This is a genomic window from Marnyiella aurantia (assembly GCF_014041915.1).
GTDB lineage: Bacteria > Bacteroidota > Bacteroidia > Flavobacteriales > Weeksellaceae > Marnyiella > Marnyiella aurantia.
In genome coordinates this window covers 2,386,025-2,402,675 of the sequence record NZ_CP059472.1, presented here as the reverse complement: position 1 = coordinate 2,402,675, position 16,651 = coordinate 2,386,025, and the positions used below count along the sequence as shown (strand labels likewise).

General features: G+C 44.6%; 16 protein-coding genes. 11 read left to right on the top strand and 5 right to left on the bottom strand.

The features are described 5' to 3' along the window. Positions 1 to 9: 9 nt before the first annotated feature. Both H1R16_RS11175 and H1R16_RS11170 read right to left on the bottom strand, forming a co-directional pair. Entirely contained in the window at positions 10 to 2,040 is a 2,031-nt protein-coding gene (locus H1R16_RS11175; RefSeq protein WP_181886467.1) for a TonB-dependent receptor, read from the bottom strand. A gap of 244 nt (positions 2,041 to 2,284) precedes the next feature. Then, the gene (locus H1R16_RS11170) at positions 2,285 to 3,958 is read right to left on the bottom strand and encodes a glutamine--tRNA ligase/YqeY domain fusion protein (protein WP_181886468.1); all 1,674 of its coding nucleotides are present in this window, start codon (positions 3,956 to 3,958) and stop codon (positions 2,285 to 2,287) included. A 216-nt stretch (positions 3,959 to 4,174) separates the two neighbouring features. Between H1R16_RS11170 and H1R16_RS11165 the strand changes: the two genes are divergently transcribed. From H1R16_RS11165 to H1R16_RS11115, 11 genes are all read left to right on the top strand, one after another. After that, positions 4,175 to 5,164, top strand: a complete 990-nt coding sequence (locus H1R16_RS11165; protein WP_181886469.1) for an NAD-dependent epimerase/dehydratase family protein — start codon at positions 4,175 to 4,177, stop codon at positions 5,162 to 5,164. Continuing rightward, entirely contained in the window at positions 5,130 to 5,951 is an 822-nt protein-coding gene (locus tag H1R16_RS11160; protein ID WP_181886470.1) for an SDR family NAD(P)-dependent oxidoreductase, read from the top strand. The genes H1R16_RS11165 and H1R16_RS11160 overlap by 35 nt, the downstream gene beginning before the upstream one ends. A gap of 71 nt (positions 5,952 to 6,022) precedes the next feature. After that, the gene (locus H1R16_RS11155; protein WP_181886471.1) at positions 6,023 to 6,892 is read left to right on the top strand and encodes an AraC family transcriptional regulator; all 870 of its coding nucleotides are present in this window, start codon (positions 6,023 to 6,025) and stop codon (positions 6,890 to 6,892) included. Positions 6,893 to 7,064: 172 nt separating this feature from the next. Beyond that, entirely contained in the window at positions 7,065 to 8,189 is a 1,125-nt protein-coding gene (locus H1R16_RS11150; RefSeq protein ID WP_181886472.1) for a muconate/chloromuconate family cycloisomerase, read from the top strand. 2 nt (positions 8,190 to 8,191) lie between these two features. Then, positions 8,192 to 8,482, top strand: coding sequence for a muconolactone Delta-isomerase (gene catC / locus H1R16_RS11145; RefSeq protein ID WP_181886473.1), 291 nt, complete (start codon positions 8,192 to 8,194; stop codon positions 8,480 to 8,482). A 26-nt stretch (positions 8,483 to 8,508) separates the two neighbouring features. Next, positions 8,509 to 9,444 (top strand): dioxygenase family protein, encoded by a 936-nt coding sequence (locus tag H1R16_RS11140; protein ID WP_228451046.1) that lies wholly within the window; start codon positions 8,509 to 8,511, stop codon positions 9,442 to 9,444. A gap of 73 nt (positions 9,445 to 9,517) precedes the next feature. Then, the gene (gene pcaD / locus H1R16_RS11135; RefSeq protein WP_181886474.1) at positions 9,518 to 10,300 is read left to right on the top strand and encodes a 3-oxoadipate enol-lactonase; all 783 of its coding nucleotides are present in this window, start codon (positions 9,518 to 9,520) and stop codon (positions 10,298 to 10,300) included. Between the two features lie 19 nt (positions 10,301 to 10,319). After that, entirely contained in the window at positions 10,320 to 11,669 is a 1,350-nt protein-coding gene (locus tag H1R16_RS11130) for a 3-oxoacid CoA-transferase (RefSeq protein WP_181886475.1), read from the top strand. Beyond that, the gene (locus tag H1R16_RS11125) at positions 11,666 to 12,190 is read left to right on the top strand and encodes an FUSC family protein (RefSeq protein WP_181886476.1); all 525 of its coding nucleotides are present in this window, start codon (positions 11,666 to 11,668) and stop codon (positions 12,188 to 12,190) included. Before H1R16_RS11130 ends, H1R16_RS11125 begins: the two co-directional genes overlap by 4 nt. A 72-nt stretch (positions 12,191 to 12,262) precedes the next feature. After that, positions 12,263 to 13,480, top strand: a complete 1,218-nt coding sequence (pcaF, locus tag H1R16_RS11120; RefSeq protein WP_181886477.1) for a 3-oxoadipyl-CoA thiolase — start codon at positions 12,263 to 12,265, stop codon at positions 13,478 to 13,480. A gap of 254 nt (positions 13,481 to 13,734) precedes the next feature. Continuing rightward, complete coding sequence (locus H1R16_RS11115; protein ID WP_181886478.1) at positions 13,735 to 14,061, top strand: winged helix-turn-helix transcriptional regulator; 327 nt, start codon at positions 13,735 to 13,737, stop codon at positions 14,059 to 14,061. Positions 14,062 to 14,132: 71 nt separating this feature from the next. Here H1R16_RS11115 and sucD read toward each other — a convergent pair whose 3' ends face one another. The 3 genes from sucD to efp all read right to left on the bottom strand — a co-directional run bounded on the left by sucD (position 14,133) and on the right by efp (position 16,642). Then, a complete protein-coding gene (sucD, locus tag H1R16_RS11110) occupies positions 14,133 to 15,005 on the bottom strand; it encodes a succinate--CoA ligase subunit alpha (RefSeq protein ID WP_181886479.1) in 873 nt (290 codons plus the stop codon). A gap of 123 nt (positions 15,006 to 15,128) precedes the next feature. Further along, positions 15,129 to 16,028, bottom strand: coding sequence for an LpxD N-terminal domain-containing protein (locus tag H1R16_RS11105; RefSeq protein ID WP_181886480.1), 900 nt, complete (start codon positions 16,026 to 16,028; stop codon positions 15,129 to 15,131). Between the two features lie 50 nt (positions 16,029 to 16,078). Next, positions 16,079 to 16,642 (bottom strand): elongation factor P, encoded by a 564-nt coding sequence (gene efp, locus H1R16_RS11100; protein WP_181886481.1) that lies wholly within the window; start codon positions 16,640 to 16,642, stop codon positions 16,079 to 16,081. Positions 16,643 to 16,651 lie beyond the last annotated feature (9 nt).

Here is a 16,651-nt window from a genome sequence, read left to right as displayed (position 1 = left end):
CTGTGGCAATCAGAAACGGAAGCGGATGCCGGCTGAAATATTCCTCTTTGCAGCAGGATTATAAAAACGGCTGCCAAAAGCATTGATATCGTGCCCTAAACTGTACTCACTGTTATATAAGTTCATAACAGTAAAGTTAAGATCTGCCTTGAAAAAGGATGTACTCCACGGAAAACTAAGAGTGATATTTGATACCAGAGAGGGTTCGGAAACAACCGTATTACTGTCATTCAGTGCAATTTCAGAAGTGTAGTAGTGTGCCCAGTCGATTCCTATATAATGCCATAATTTTAATGAAACAAGGCTTTGGACAGTTTGCATGGGAACACCGGTAAGTCTGTTCCCGGAATAATCATTTTCATTCTGTTTGAAATCCTTAAATCTGAAATCATAGAAACTGCCGGACAGCCAAAACTTAACGGACTTTAAAAGTTGAGTATCCAGTTGAAACGGTTTCGTCTCCAACACCGTTTCCAGCCCCTGCTGAACGGTGGATCCCGCGTTTAGGAAATATTCCTGCCCACCGTCGGTCTGGCGGCGGACAATGGCATCTTTCAGGCGGAAATCAAAAAGACTTACTTCCAGGAAGAGACTGTTACCAAACTGCTTCCGAATTCCAAGCTCACGGTTCCAGCCGTATTCTGCTGCCAAATCCGTGTTAAACCGTTGTGTGGATGACCGTAACTCTTCTATTGTCGGTGCAGAGTTGCCTTTACTGATCTTAGCCCGAACGGACCAGCCGGGCATCAGAACGTAAGAAATTCCGAGACTTGGCAGAACTTCTGTATCCAGTTGTCTCACGGCGGAAATATGGTTTGGAAAGATTCCTTCCCAACGGTATCTGGTTATGTTGAGACTAACAGAAGCGTCCAAAAAAAGTCGGTCAGAAAATTCAGCCTTCTGACTTAGATAGATAAAACCGCTTTCGGCGGAGATATCATCAAAGTTTTGAGGAGCACCGGGAATTCCGGCATCATTATCAAAATTCCGGATTACTGATCTGTTGCTACCACCTTCTGCACCTACACGTGTCTGAAAAAAACTGTTTGAAGTGGCTGTTTCAAAATTAAAATGGGTCCGGAAGGCCAGATTACGTTCGTAACGCTGCTCATAATTGGTGATGAAAGGATTCCTGAAGTCAGTATAGCTGCCCTGAACCGATATGAAATGGCTGAAGGCTGGCGTAATTCTGTAACGGTGCGAGATGCCCCCTAAAACCATTCTATTATAGATTCCGGCCTGCTGAGACAATGCTCCGGGCATAACGGCGGTACCGGGTCTGGCCTGCCGCCGGTTTGCCTGCTTCTGTTCAAATGTAAGCCCACCTGGAGTTTCGTAATGAAGATCTGAGTTAAGGAACATGAACCCTAAATTTCCTTTGTCTGAATACTGAAACCGGTCCGTAAGATAAACTATCCTTCTTTCCAGTGCCGACTGCTCGCGGTAGGACTGAGTGCTCTGGTAGCCGGTAAAAAGCTGATACGTATGTTTCCCGGCTTCATCAGCAAGCCTCAGACTGCCTTTATAATTTTGAAATTCACCACCGGAAAAGGCCACACTTTTACCGCTTGCTCTCTGTGTACTCAACTGAACTGTGCCACCAGTGACCGAACCAAATTCACCACCTTCAGGGCCTTTATAGACTTCAATTTTGCTGATTATTTCTGGATCAAGAAGATTAAGATAGGTATTGCCGCCGGCATCTGTAAGCAGAAAATCGTCCAGATAGATCTTTACGTTGCGTACACCAAAAGGAGACCTCAAAGCGCTTCCACGGACAGCAAAACGGTAACTTCCGGGTGATCGTTCTTCCATGCGTGCTCCCGGAAGCAGATTAACCGACTCCAACAGTCTGTCCGGTGGATTTTGATTTAATAAAGCCGGTCCGGCAACTGAGACAGATTTTGTTGATGCAATAAGAGACACAGGTTTACGGTGTGCCTCAATCTTAACTTCTGATATTAATTGTGCAGAATCGCTTATCTGGGCGCATGAAAAGAGGGGTAGCAAAGTAAGCGTAAGGCGGAAAATTTTTATCATAGAAATGAGTTAAAATTCAGGATTATTCTATTAACATTATGTTATTATAAATTTAAAATAATACAATTTGCAGTATAATTAGAAATCACTATCTTTATACGACAAAAACATACAATTATGAAAACTTCACTTTACACTAAAATCCGCGTTGGCTACAGGCTGATGTTCAGAAAATTACGACAACAGCTCTTCGTGAGAGGTACCGTTTAATAAAAGAACTCCGGTTAATTCCGGAGTTCTTTTATTATGCTGGTTTATAACCGTCTTTCAGAGTAACGGTTCTGTTAAAGACCAGCTTTTCCGAAGTTGAATCTTTGTCTTTGGTGAAATATCCGATTCTCTGAAACTGGTAAGGGTGCCCTATCGCCGCGTCCTGCAGACTTGGCTCCGCAAAACCTTCTACAATTTTAAGACTGTCCGGATTTATGAATTCCATAAAATCAGTCTCTTTTTCAGCATCGGGTTGCTGAGTCGTGAAGAGACGGTCGAAGATGCGTACTTCAATGGGTAATGCGTGCTTTGCCGACACCCAGTGCAGCGTCCCTTTTACTTTTCTCAGGCTTTCCTCGGTGCCGCTTCCGGACTTGCTTTTTGCATCGTAAGTAGCGTAAATGGTAATGATTTCACCATTTTCGTCCTTATCCACGCGCTCAGCTTTAATTATATAGGCCGATTTTAGCCGAACTTCACCACCAAGTTTGAGCCTGAAGAACTTTTTATTAGCCTCTTCCTGAAAATCTTCACGCTCAATATAAAGTTCTCTGGCGAAAGGAACTTCACGGATGCCCGCGTCTTCCTGCTCAGGATTATTCTCCGTTTCCAACCACTCTTCACCATCTTCGGGATAATTCTCAATAACGAGTTTCACAGGATCTACCACTGCCATCACTCTCGTTGCTACTTTGTTAAGATCCTCGCGAACGGAGAATTCAAGTAACTGGATATCTATAAGGTTCTCTCTTTTTGCCACACCTACCCTTTCAATAAAATTCCTGATTGAAGTGGGTGTATATCCAAGCCTGCGCATGCCGGAAATGGTGGGCATACGGGCGTCATCCCAACCTGTAACCACATTTTCAGCTACCAGGCGCTGAAGTTTCCTCTTGGAAGTTATCATATAGGATACATTCATTCTGGCAAACTCGCGCTGCTTGTTACGAACCGTATTGTCCTCATAAACCTGATCCAGATACCAGTCATAGAGCGGACGGTGGTTTTCAAACTCCAGGGAGCAAAGTGAATGGGAAATCTGTTCTATATAATCAGACTCACCATGTGCCCAGTCGTACATAGGATAGATCTTCCATTTCTCACCTGTTCTGTGGTGCGGACGCTTCAGAATCCTATACATAACGGGGTCACGCATATTCATATTTGGCGATTTCATATCGATCTTTGCCCGTAAAGACATGGCGCCTTCTTCAAACTCACCGTTTTTCATCCGCTCAAAAAGATCAAGACTCTCTTCCGCAGGGCGGTTCCGGTACGGAGATTCAACACCGTCTTCAAAAGGATTTTTACGCTGTGCCGTGATATCCTCAGAAGGCTGCTCGTCAACGTACGCCTTACCGTCTTTTATCATTTGAACTGCCCAGTCGTAAAGCTTATCAAAATAATCTGAAGCGTACAGTTCCTTATCGTATTTGAATCCCAGCCAGTCTATATCAGCCTTTATAGCATCTACAAACTCCTGCTCTTCTTTTTCCGGATTGGTATCGTCGAACCTTAGGTTTACCGGGGCGCTATATTTTTCGCCAAGGCCAAAATTTATGCAAATGGCTTTGGTATGTCCAACATGCAGATAACCGTTTGGTTCCGGCGGAAAGCGGAACCTCAGCTTTTCTTTCGGCAGTCCGTTAGCAAGATCCTCTTCTATAATTTGCTCAATAAAGTTGAGTGGTTTTTTTTCTTCGTCCATGGATATTGATTGTTCCTACAAATTTAGGTAAATAAAAGAGTTTATAAAATAGCAGAACCACCTTAACTGACGCCTGAGGCTGTACGGCCTTCATGTTCCGATATCTCCTACAGGAAGAAGACCATTTGAAAACGGAACACAATAATAATGCGTTAAATCTTATGCCTAAGGCCTAATTTTTGCGTATTTTGAGCCTGCAAAAACCAAAATAAGCCAATGAAAATATTCATGACTGGTGCTACGGGCTATATCGGTTCATATGTTAAAGCCATGCTGCTGGATAAGGGCGAAACCGTGCATGCACTTTGCCGGAATCCAGATGATCTGGAAGACCACATTAATCTGGTAAAATTTAAAGGCGACATTACCGATTCAGATGCAGTTGCTGCTGCGATGCTGGGTTGCGAACAAGTTTATCATCTGGCTGCTTATGCAAAACCCTGGGCAAAAAACCCGGATACCTACTATCAGATTAATTTGCGTGCTGTGCAGAATATCCTGGATATTGCACACCGTCTTGGAATTCAGAAAACACTTTTCACATCTACCGCCGGTGTATTGGGACCTTCAGTCAGCAGACCGGTGAAGGAGGACGACGAGCGGATTGGTGAGATAATGAACGAGTATGAAGATTCCAAAACGCAGGCTGAAGAACTTTGTCTTCAGTATGTAAAAGAGAAAAACATGGATATTGTAATCGTGAATCCCCCGCGGATCTATGGTCCGGGAGTAGATCAGGAAAGCAATTCCATTACACGGATGCTTAAACTTTACGATGCTGGAAAATGGCGGGTTATTCCGGGTGACGGCAAAGGAATCGGCAGCTATGTCCATGTAGAAGATGTGGCCGCAGGTCATCTTTTGGCAATGGAGCACGGACGGCCCGGCCAGCGTTATATCCTGTCTGGAGAAAATCTTTCTTACAATGAATTCTTTGGCATCATGAAGAAAATCACCGGCAAAAACTACCGGCTTTTCCATGCTCCGCTACCAATAATGTTATTGGGGGGGCATCTTATGGTTTTAAGGGAGAAAATAACAGGAACACCACCGCCGATCACTCCCAAATGGATAAAGAAATACAGCTATAATTACGCATTGGACGCTTCAAAAGCACAGAACGAACTGGGGTACAGATACCGTAACTTTGAAGAAGGCCTAAAACAAACCTATGACAGCATTACAGACAATGAATACCGACAGTAAATTTGCACTGATTACAGCAGGAAGCTCGGGAATCGGCGCAGCCTTTGCTGAAGAGTTGGCATCACGTGGACATAACCTTTTGATCGTTGCACTGCCGGATGAAATACTGCATTCCTATTCTGAAAAAATTCAGGAACGTCATGGCGTGATCTGCCACACACTGGGTCTGGATCTTTCTGAGGAAAATGCACCCGCTGAAATTGAAAAATGGGTCACCACAAACGGATTCAGCATCAATATCCTGATCAATAATGCAGGTATAGGTTCCAAAGAAATATTTGAAAACCTGCCACCGGAATTTTACAGAAAGCAACTTATGGTCAATGTGGTAAATACTACAATTATCACCAGAGTACTGCTCGGCAATCTTAAGAAAAGCGGCCCATCCTATATTCTGAATATGGGCAGCCTGGGAGGCTTTTTCTGCATTCCGGAAAAAGTAAGTTACGTTGCCTCAAAAGCATTTATCCATTCTTTCAGCAATTCCTTACGGTGCGAATTGAAAGGATCAGGTATAAAAGTCGTTTTGGTTTGCCCTGGTGGCGTTACGAGTAATCCTAATTCAACACAAATAATTTCAGAAATGAAAGGTCTGGCCCGTAAATCTGTTCTTAATCCTGAAAAACTTGCAAGAGTAACAATAGACCGTATGTTCCGAAACGAAACAACAATAATTCCCGGATTACTGAATCAGTCCTTCTTACATGCAAGCCGCTTTGTTCCGCCATTTCTGAAATCACTTGTCATTAACCGTCAGTTTGAACGGAAAAGCCGTTACGGCGCATAAATACCTATTTTATAATTCTTACTGATTAAAAATAAGCGTAGCCATTCAACATAAATCTGTAATTTTAAATAATGAAGGTTTACTACAATGGGATTTTTGGTCAGCAGGACATAAAGCTGGTTCGCGACATCATCAATATCGTGTCACTGGACGAAATGTTCTCACTGATTGGTTATTCTATTTCATCCCACGCGCACAGAAATCTGTTTCAGATCTTCGTAATTGAGGAGGGAACAGTAAGACTCACGGCCAATAATGAACATTTTTATGTGAATAAACCTTCCATAATTACAATACCGCAATCGGTAGTTCACGGACTGGAGTTTGAAAGCGGGTCCAAAGGCCATTTGGTTTCACTTTCGGCAAATGCAGTTGAAAAAATGCTTCGCTACGATGTGGAGGTGATCTATGAACTGGACACCATAAGCATTACAGAGACAGCACAGGACATTTCTGTGGTCAATGATGCCTACGCTACCCTGCAGAAATGCATACTGGAATACCAAAGTAATCTGGCAGGCAAAGACCTGGCACTGCAATACCTTGTTGGGATGCTCTTGCTGAGACTTTACAGAATCAACCATTCCCATCAAACGGTGATTCATACGTTAAATCAGAATGAGCGCAGTATTTTCAGAAATTTCAGAAAGCTCGTGCAGGAAAACAGTTCTATAAAGAAGCGGATTGAAGATTATGCTCAGGATCTGGGCATCACGGTGGCGTTACTAAGTCAGATTTGTAAAGCCATAGCGGGCAAATCCCCAAAAGAAGTTATTCTGGACTTCTTAATCCTGAATATTAAAGCTGCGCTTAAAAATCATGACCTGAGCATTTCTGAGGTCTCTTACAGGTTTGACATCGATGATCCCAGCTATTTCTCGCGCCTGTTCAAGCAGAAAACCGGTTTAACGCCGAAGGAATACCGTTCCGGATTACGCTGAATAACACTTCAAACATTACATTATTGCCTTTTTTTGAATATAAAATTCAGCAGTTTTATAAAAAGTCCTATTAATCGCTGAATAAATCCTATTCTCCCACCGGCAAAGTTGGTAATTTCGGGTAATGAATTGTTTATCAGACTAAACGGTCTGTGCAAATTACCTTACTTATATGCTGAATTATCCTACCATAACCGCGGTCGAGACGTTTATCGTTGACCTTCCTACGATCCGTCCGCACAAACTTTCCATGGCCACCATGATGCACCAAACCATGGTCGTTATCAAAATACGCTCATCTGACGGCGTGGTTGGCTGGGGCGAATCTACAACAATTGGCGGCATGTCCTACGGACCCGAATCGCCTGAATCCATCCAGTTGACCATTGACCGTTATATAGCTCCGCTAATCATTGGAAAAGAGGCTGCCAACATTAACAGTGTTATGAAAACCATTAATAAGAATGTGCAGGGAAACACCTTTGCCAAAGCCGGGATTGAAACAGCACTCCTGGACGCACAGGGTAAAAGGCTCGGCGTGTCCGTTGCGGAACTTCTTGGAGGATCAGTTAATGAAAAACTGCCGGTTTTGTGGACGCTGGCAAGTGGTGATACCGACAAGGATATTGAAGAAGCCCAACATCTGACAACCATCAACCGGCACAATACTTTTAAACTGAAGATAGGCAGTAACGAACCGAAAAAGGATGTGGCTCATGTGGTGGCAATAAAAAAGGCCCTGGGATCGGATATACGGATCACTGTAGATATTAATCAGGCATGGAGCGAATCTACTGCCAGGACGTGGATCACGGAATTACAGGAAAACGGCATTGATCTGATAGAACAGCCGATCGTGAAGACCAACTTTGACGGTTTGGCAAGACTTACGGATTTCTTTCATGTGCCAATCATGGCAGATGAAGCGGTAGCGACTACCGGGGACGCAATGAAACTCTGCAAAATAAGAGGTGGAAGCGTGTTCGCTGTTAAAATTATGAAGAGTGGCGGCCTCTACAACGCTGGCAATATTGCTGCAATGGCAGACGCATCTGATGTCAGTCTCTACGGCGGAACCATGTTGGAGGGAACCATCGGGTCGGTAGCGGCAGCACATGTATTCAGCACATTCCCTAACCTGGAATGGGGAACTGAACTTTTCGGACCGATGCTGCTAACCGACGATATCGTGGTCAATCCTATTATTTATAAGGATTGCGCACTTGAAGTTCCTAAGGGTCCCGGCTTGGGGATCGAAATTGATGAAGATAAACTTAACCACTTTAAAAGAAAATAAAAATGATATACGTAGTTGAAATGGATGTTCGCCTTCCGGATACCTGGGACGAAGACAAAGTGAAATCCTTTATGGAAAGAGAGAGGGAAACCTCGCAAAAATGGCAAAAAACCGGCAAATGGAAATACCTCTGGCGGGTTGCAGGACGGTATTCCAACATCAGCGTACTTGACGTAGAGAGTCCGGACGAGCTGCATGAGATATTAAGTTCGCTGCCGCTTTTCCCATACATGGATATTAAAGTGACCGGCATCTGCAGACATCCCAATGCGATAAACGAAAATTTACTTTAAAATATTAACACTAAAACAAAATAATTATGATGACAAGAGAACAGATAGATGAGGTTTTGACAAAAATAATCTCCAAAGAAAAAGAAGGCGAAGGGAACCCACGCGTAAAGGAAATTACCAACAGACTGCTTAAAGATCTTTTCTATGCCATGGTAGACCTGAATATTACCTCTGAGGAAATGTGGCATGCAGCAGATTTCCTTCGGGAAATTGGTGAGACCAACCAGTGGGGACTTATTTTCGCCGGCACCGGAATTGAGCATTTCATTGATGTGATGGAAGACCATGCCGATCAGGAGGCGGGCATCCAGGGGGTCACTCCGCGCACAATTGAAGGACCGTTATATGTGGCAGGTGCGCCGGAAACAGATACCTACGCAGAGCTTGAAAATAATACTGAAGAGAACCGGCACCTGGAAAGATTTTATATGGAAGGCGAAGTGAAGGATATTGATGGTAATCCTGTGGAAGCCGCCCTGCTGGAAGTGTGGCACTGTAACGGAAACGGAATGTATTCCTACTTTGACACCAGCCAGACTGCGTTTAATCTCCGACGAGCTATTAGAATTGGCGCTGACGGAAAATACAGATTTAAAACTGTACTGCCGCCTGGGTATGCCTGCCCTCCGGGAAGCCCCTCGGAGCGTTTGATGACTATGCTGGGAAGGCATGGCGCCAGACCTGCACACATTCACTTTTTTGTAAGCCATCCGGAATACAGAAAACTGACTACACAAATAAATATTGAAGGTGACCCATTGACTTATGACGATTTCGCCTTCGCTACCCGTGAAGAATTGGTGCCGCATATTACCAGACATACTGCCGAAGAAGCAGAAGCTAAAGGCTATGAAAAGGAGCCATACGCACAGGCCACCTTTAACTTTTCGGTCATTAAAGAAAAGGTTGCACCTGATAATGGTGAAAATCACCGTAAGAGGGCAGCCTACCAAACCGCTTGATCTATGAACTGACACGTTCCAAACTCTTCATTTCAGGATGTGGAGTTTTGGCGTTTAATCCATAAATTTCATCATGCCCAAAATTACCGTCAACAACGCAGAGATTAACTACAAACTGATTAACAGTGGAAAACCCGAAACATTGGTTTTCTCCAATTCACTGGGCACACAGTTCAGCATGTGGGCCGGCCAGGAAGAAGCGCTGTCGGCACATTTTAACCTGCTTTTTTATGATACCCGCGGGCACGGACATAGTGAGGCTACTAGTGGGGATTATTCTGCAGAACTTCTCGGAAACGACATTTTGCAGCTTACGATAAAGCTGGGAATTGATAAATTTCATTTTTGCGGACTGTCCATGGGTGGACTTATCGGTCAGTGGCTGGCCATTAATGGCGGAAGCAAGGTGGAAAAGGTTATCCTGTGCAACACATCACCTAAAATCGGTGACGAAAAAAGCTGGAACGACCGTATCGACCTGGTTGGTCGCGAAGGTCTGAAACCTGTGGCAGATGGAACTGCAATCAAATGGTTTACTGATGATTTTATTCAAACTGAAAAGGAGGAAGTTTCAGAAATATTATCTCGTTTCATGGATAATTCTCCTGCCGGCTACCAATCCAACTGTGCGATGGTACGGGATACTGACTTCCGGGAGAATCTTAAAGAAATTGACCAACCTGTGTTAATCGTGGCTGGCAGTGGGGATCCGGTAACCACAACAGAGGATGCCCGAAATATGCACAGTCAAATAAAAAATTCACAGCTGGTAATCCTGAATGCACGGCATCTGTCCGCATTTGAAAGACCAAAGGAGTTTAATGAAGCAGTGCTTCGGTTCCTTGGTAGAGGCTGAATGTAAATATATAATTTTTATGAAAAATGTACCCCAAATAACGGCGCAGGAGGCTGCAGCATTTGTGAAGAACGGTGACACTTTATTACAGGGTGGTTTCGGAATGACCGGAAATCCTGTGCACCTGATGCATGCCCTGGCTGAAACTACAACAAAAGATTTGACCTTCATCGGAAACAATGTAGGTGAACCCGGACTGGGCGGAGGCAGACTGCTTCGGAACGGGCAGATCCGCAAAATGACAGGCTCCTTTTTCACCTCAAATCCTGAAGCAGTAAAAGCTGCTCAGGATGGAAAGGTAGAGTATGAACTTATCCCTCAGGGAACTCTGGCCGAGGCGGTGCGTGCCGGCGGCGCAGGTATTGGCGGCTTCTATACCGTAACTTCTGCGGGGACTGATATTGCCAAAGGCAAAGAAACCAAGGTAATTAACGGCCAGGAGATGGTCTTTGTACCCGCAATACGCGGAAACGTAGCTTTTATACGGGCCTGGCGTGCCGATACGGCCGGTAATCTGCAGTACCGCATGACAGAACAGAACTTTAACCGCGCTTTTGCAACCGCGGCCGACCTTGTAATTGCTGAGGTGGAAGAAATAGTGCCGGTAGGCGGAATAGCGGCCGAAAACATTCACACCCAGGGTTGCTATATTGACTATCTGGTAGAAGCACATACCACTTTAGAGGAACTCGGAAGCTCAGGTTCCGTAAGCAAATCCAAAGTGGTTTCAGAAAAAAGAATGAACATGGCCCGCCGCGCCTTAGCTGAACTGCAGAAAGGCGATGTTGTAAATTTAGGCATCGGTATTCCGACCTTGGTTGCCGACCTGATCTCGCCCGAACATGAAGTAATTCTGCACACGGAGAACGGAATGCTGGGCGTTGGTCCCGCACCGGCTGATGGTGGCGGTGCGATGGATTATCCTGTAAACGCAGGAAAAATACCGGTTACGGCACTGCCGGGAACATCTTACTTTGACAGTACTGATTCCTTCGCTATGATTCGTGGTGGACATGTGGATACCGCGGTGATGGGTGGCCTGCAGGTTGATACTGCCGGTAACCTGGCAAACTGGGCCGTGCCCGGCGAACCTCTGCTGGGTGTGGGAGGAGCTATGGACCTGGCTTCAGGCGCGAAGAAACTGATCATTACAATGATGCATACAGAAAAAGACGGCACCTCTAAAATCGTACAGGACTGCGATTTACCTTTAACAGCTTTAAATGCTGTTGATGTGCTGATTACCGACCTCGCTGTTTTCCGGTTTATTGAGGGGCAACTTACTTTAACTGAAATAATGCCCGGATCTACACTGGAGGAAGTCCGGCGAAAGACGGCTGCAATTTTTAAGGAAGACATATCTGGATGATTACATTTAGGAGCGTACGGAAAGCGGCATTTTCGCCGACTGTCATTTATATCCTGCGGTGCATCATCGGTTTCTCCGCAGGTTACTTTCTTATGCTTACATTTCCGCGTTTTGATCTCTTTTGGGCGCTCCTTTCTATTGTACTTGTTATTTCGCCGGAAGGTAAAGATTCCAAGAGGCTGTCAATGGAACGGGTGAAAGCCAACCTTATTGGTGCTTTCTCGGGTTTTCTTCCTATTTACCTGCCACTCGGCACATATTATAAAGTGCTGGCAGGAATTACTCTTGCGGCAATACTGTGTCGACTTTTCAATCTGCTCACCGTTGCCAGGACTGCCGTTGTTGCCATGATCATTATCCTGATTGAGAAGCCAAATGATGGCTTCATGGCACCAGTTGACCGTTTTCTCAGCGTACTTGCAGGTTGCCTGATTGGACTGCTGATCACGCTGATAACAGCCTATATCATTAAGTTTGCGTACAAACGCGTTCTTATGTTTGAATATAAACTCTTAAAATAGCGGCGGTTATATGGTTGCAGGAGAAAAATTAAAAGTTCGTATCTTTTTGACCTTAAAAAATGATCTATTAAAATGAATAAAGAAGCATATATTATTGACGGTACCCGAAGCCCAATCGGAAACTTTAAAGGGAGCCTGGCGGCGGTAAGGACCGACGATTTGATGGCCACCGTAATCAAAGGATTGATGGATAAAAATCCAGGCTTACCTCAGGACAAAATTGATGATGTAATCATAGGCTGCGCCAATCAGGCCGGCGAAGACAACCGGAATATCGCAAGGATGTCACTGCTTTTAGCAGGCCTGCCGGTAACAGTTCCCGGCGAAACTGTGAACAGACTTTGTGCTTCCGGAATGAGTGCCGTGGTACAGGCAATGAGAGCCATACGCGCCGGCGAGGGCGATGTATTTATTGCTGGCGGAGTAGAAGGTATGTCCCGTGCGCCCTTTGTGCTGTCCAAAGCGGAAGGTTCCTTTGCCACCGACCAGAAAATGTACGATTCCAGTTTTGGCTGGAGATTCATCAACCCGGAAATGGCAAAGATATTCGGAACCGAAGCAATGGGTAAGACCGCTGAAAATCTGGCAGAAATGTATGGCATCTCCAGAGAAGAGCAGGATCAGTTTGCGCTAAATTCTCAGATGAAAGCCACTAAGGCCCGCGAAAGCGGAAGATTTGCTGAGGAAATTACAGATATCGTTATTCCACAACGTAAGGGTGAACCCAAAACTGTAAACACAGACGAATTTATAAAACCCGCTACTTCCATGGAAGTTCTTGCAAAACTGAAGCCTGCCTTCGTGAAGGAAAACGGATCGGTGACTGCCGGAAATGCTTCCGGACTGAATGATGGTGCAGCTGCGGTACTCATCGCTTCCGGCGAGGCGACCAGAAATTACGGTCTAAATCCACTGGCGCGAATTGTAAGCTCCGCGGTTGTTGGTGTGGAACCCCGCATTATGGGAATCGGTCCGGTAGAAGCTAGTAAGCTGGCATTAAAACGTGCCAGACTTACACTGGAAGATATTGACCTTATTGAACTTAACGAAGCCTTTGCTGCACAGAGCATTGCCTGCCTGAAGGAACTGGGAATTGCCAGCGATGATGCGCGGGTGAACGTGAACGGAGGCGCCATCGCCCTGGGCCATCCGCTCGGCATGAGCGGAGCCAGGATTACCTATTCCGCGGCACTGGAATTAAACAAGACCCGTAAGAAATATGCACTGGCTACCATGTGCGTGGGCGTGGGACAGGGCTATGCCGTGATCCTGGAAAATGTGAACGTGTAGAAACACTTGGTTTTCAAGCAAAGATCTGGGTGCGGAATTTATTTCTGCACCTTTTTTTTGGAAGAAGTTTATGGCGCATTAATAAAATGAAAACAAAAATTTCAGATTTAAAGCTCCAAATCCTAAAACAGGATTATTGAAACGATTAATGTTCTGATTTCAGTTATTGAATCCACACACATCCGTCATAATTAGTATGCATATTTAGTTATTCAGGGCAAATTTTCATAACTTTACTATACAATCAGTTTACTATGCAGAATTACCGCTCGTTTTGCCCCCTGGCCCGGGGTCTTGATGTTTTTGGAGATAAATGGACACTGCTCATCCTGCGCGACATTGCATTTTACGGTAAGACGACTTTTGGTGAACTCTCCAAAATGGAGGAAGGAATTGCGACCAACACGCTGGCACAAAGACTGGAGAAACTGGTGAACCAGAAACTGCTGACAAAAACGAACAGCGAAACAAATAAACTGATTTACCATTACCGAATTACAGACAAGGGCCGCGACCTTATACCGGTGCTTCAGAATATCCTTCAGTGGAGTGAAAAGCATCTTTTCGAAAAAGTGAATTAACCCTGCCTGATTTTTTAACAAAAAAAGACTGCTCCCAAAGGAACAGTCTTTATATTTATAAGTAAGGTTTCTTAACCTAACACCTTAGCTACTGTAACACCGATATCTGCAGGAGAATCTACTACGTTAATACCGTTCTCACGCATAATGGCCATTTTTGCCTGCGCAGTATCTTCGTCGCCACCAACAATCGCACCTGCGTGACCCATTGTTCTACCTTTAGGAGCAGTTTGACCTGCGATGAAACCAACAACCGGCTTAGTAGAACCGCTGGCTTTGTACCATCTTGCAGCTTCAGCTTCAAGGTTACCGCCAATTTCACCGATCATTACAACCGCTTCAGTTTCCGGGTCGTTAATGAAAAGTTCCAAAGCTTCTCTTGTAGTTGTACCAATGATTGGGTCACCTCCGATACCAATCGCAGTAGAAACACCGTAACCGGCTTTCACCACCTGGTCAGCAGCCTCGTAAGTAAGGGTTCCTGACTTGGAAACGATTCCTACTTTTCCTTTCTTGAAAACGAAACCTGGCATAATTCCGATCTTAGCTTCATCTGAAGTGATGATTCCAGGACAGTTAGGCCCGATCAAACGGCAGTCCTTATCAGCAAGGTAAGATTTCACTTTCACCATATCAGCAACAGGAATACCTTCAGTAATACAAACGATCACCTTGATACCTGCTTCAGCAGCTTCCATAATCGCATCAGCAGCAAACGCCGGCGGTACAAAGATAATGGATACATCAGCACCTGCTTTCTCTACAGTTTCGGCAACGGTATTAAAAACCGGTTTTCCCAAATGCTCAGAACCACCTTTACCTGGAGTTACACCGCCAACCACGTTGGTTCCGTACTCAATCATCTGTTGTGCATGGAAAGTCCCTTCATTCCCTGTAAAACCCTGTACGATTACTTTAGAATCTTTGTTTACTAATACTGACATGTTATATTGTTTAATTAATTACTTATTTTTTTGGACACACAAAATTAGTCAATAATATTGGATTTTTTGTCGTCTTCTGTACTATTTTGCCTGAGGAAAAATTAGTTGATCACCAATAGGCTTTTATAAATTCTTAATCTTAACCTCCTTTCTTAAATACTGCCTGAACTCTTCGGCCAGCGGTCCGAAGTAAGTTCCTTTCGGCAGGTCGCGGTTCACACCGGATTTCGCAAGCAGAACTGTTCCGGAGGCTACACGTACGCCGGAAGCCATACCTACCTGACCCCAAACAGTTACATCGTCCTCAATGATACAGCAACCGGCGATTCCGGTTTGTGAGGCAATAAGAACTCTCTTTCCAATCACCGTATCATGCCCGATTTGGATCTGATTGTCCAGCATCGAACCTTCACCTATGATGGTTGAATCTGTAACACCGCGGTCAATGCTGCAGTTATTGCCGATTTCAACGCGGTCTTCTATTACCACATTACCAACTGAAATCAGCCTGTCATAGTTACTGTTCAGTTTTCTGTAATAAAAAGCATCACCACCCAAAACCGTATTGGCCTGGATGATCACATTGTCGCCGATCACAGTTCTGTCGCCAATGACCACATTGGGATAAATAATGCAGTTTTTACCGATCCTGATCTCATTTCCGAGGACTGCCGATGGATGAATACGACTACCCTCTCCTACCTCTATATCATGAAGTTCCTCCTGAAAGTTAGAGATTTTCGTGAAGTGAGTGTTGATAAGGTTGAAATCCCGGAAAGGATCATCTGAAATCAAAAGAACCTTCCCAGCCGGACAATCCACTTCTTTATCAATCAGGATGACTGTTGCGGGCGAGTTAAGTGCAGCATCATAATATTTGGGATGGTTCACGAATACGATCTCGCCGTTTTTCACGCGGTGGATCTCGTTCGTTCCGTACACAGCAAAGTCTGCATCGCCAACCATAGTGGCGCCTGTTAACTGAGCAATATCTCCGAGAGTCTGAGGTTTGTTAAATGTCATTGATCAATTTTGGATTGGAATACGGTAGTTATTACACCTCCGAAGCTGAATTACTTAACGCGCTCCAGGTAGCTGCCGTCTTCGGTATTCACTTTAATCTTGTCACCAGCTTCAATGAAAAGCGGAACCATAATACGAGCGCCGGTTTCAACTATGGCATTTTTCAAGGCGTTTGTTGCTGTATTACCTTTTACACCAGGATCAGCTTCAACCACATCAAGAAACACAGTTGGTGGAATCTCTGCAGAAAGTGGAGTTTCATCAGAATCTTTAAGGATGATGGTTACCTCCTCTCCTGCTTTCATGAACTGAGCATTCTCGATCATCTCCTTGTCCAGATAAATCTGGGCAAAATCGTCGTTGTTCATAAAGTGGAAACCGTTATCGTCTTCGTACAGATACTGGAATTTACGGGTGATCACTTTTACTTCGTCGATCTTATGACCTGCAGAAAAAGTATTTTCAAGAACTTTACCGTTGGTTACGGACTTCATTTTAGTCCTTACGAAAGCGGGTCCTTTTCCTGGTTTAACGTGCAGAAATTCAATGATCTTGAAAATATCATTACTGAACTCAATACACATTCCTTTTTTAATATCGTTGCTTGTTGCCATTAATTATTT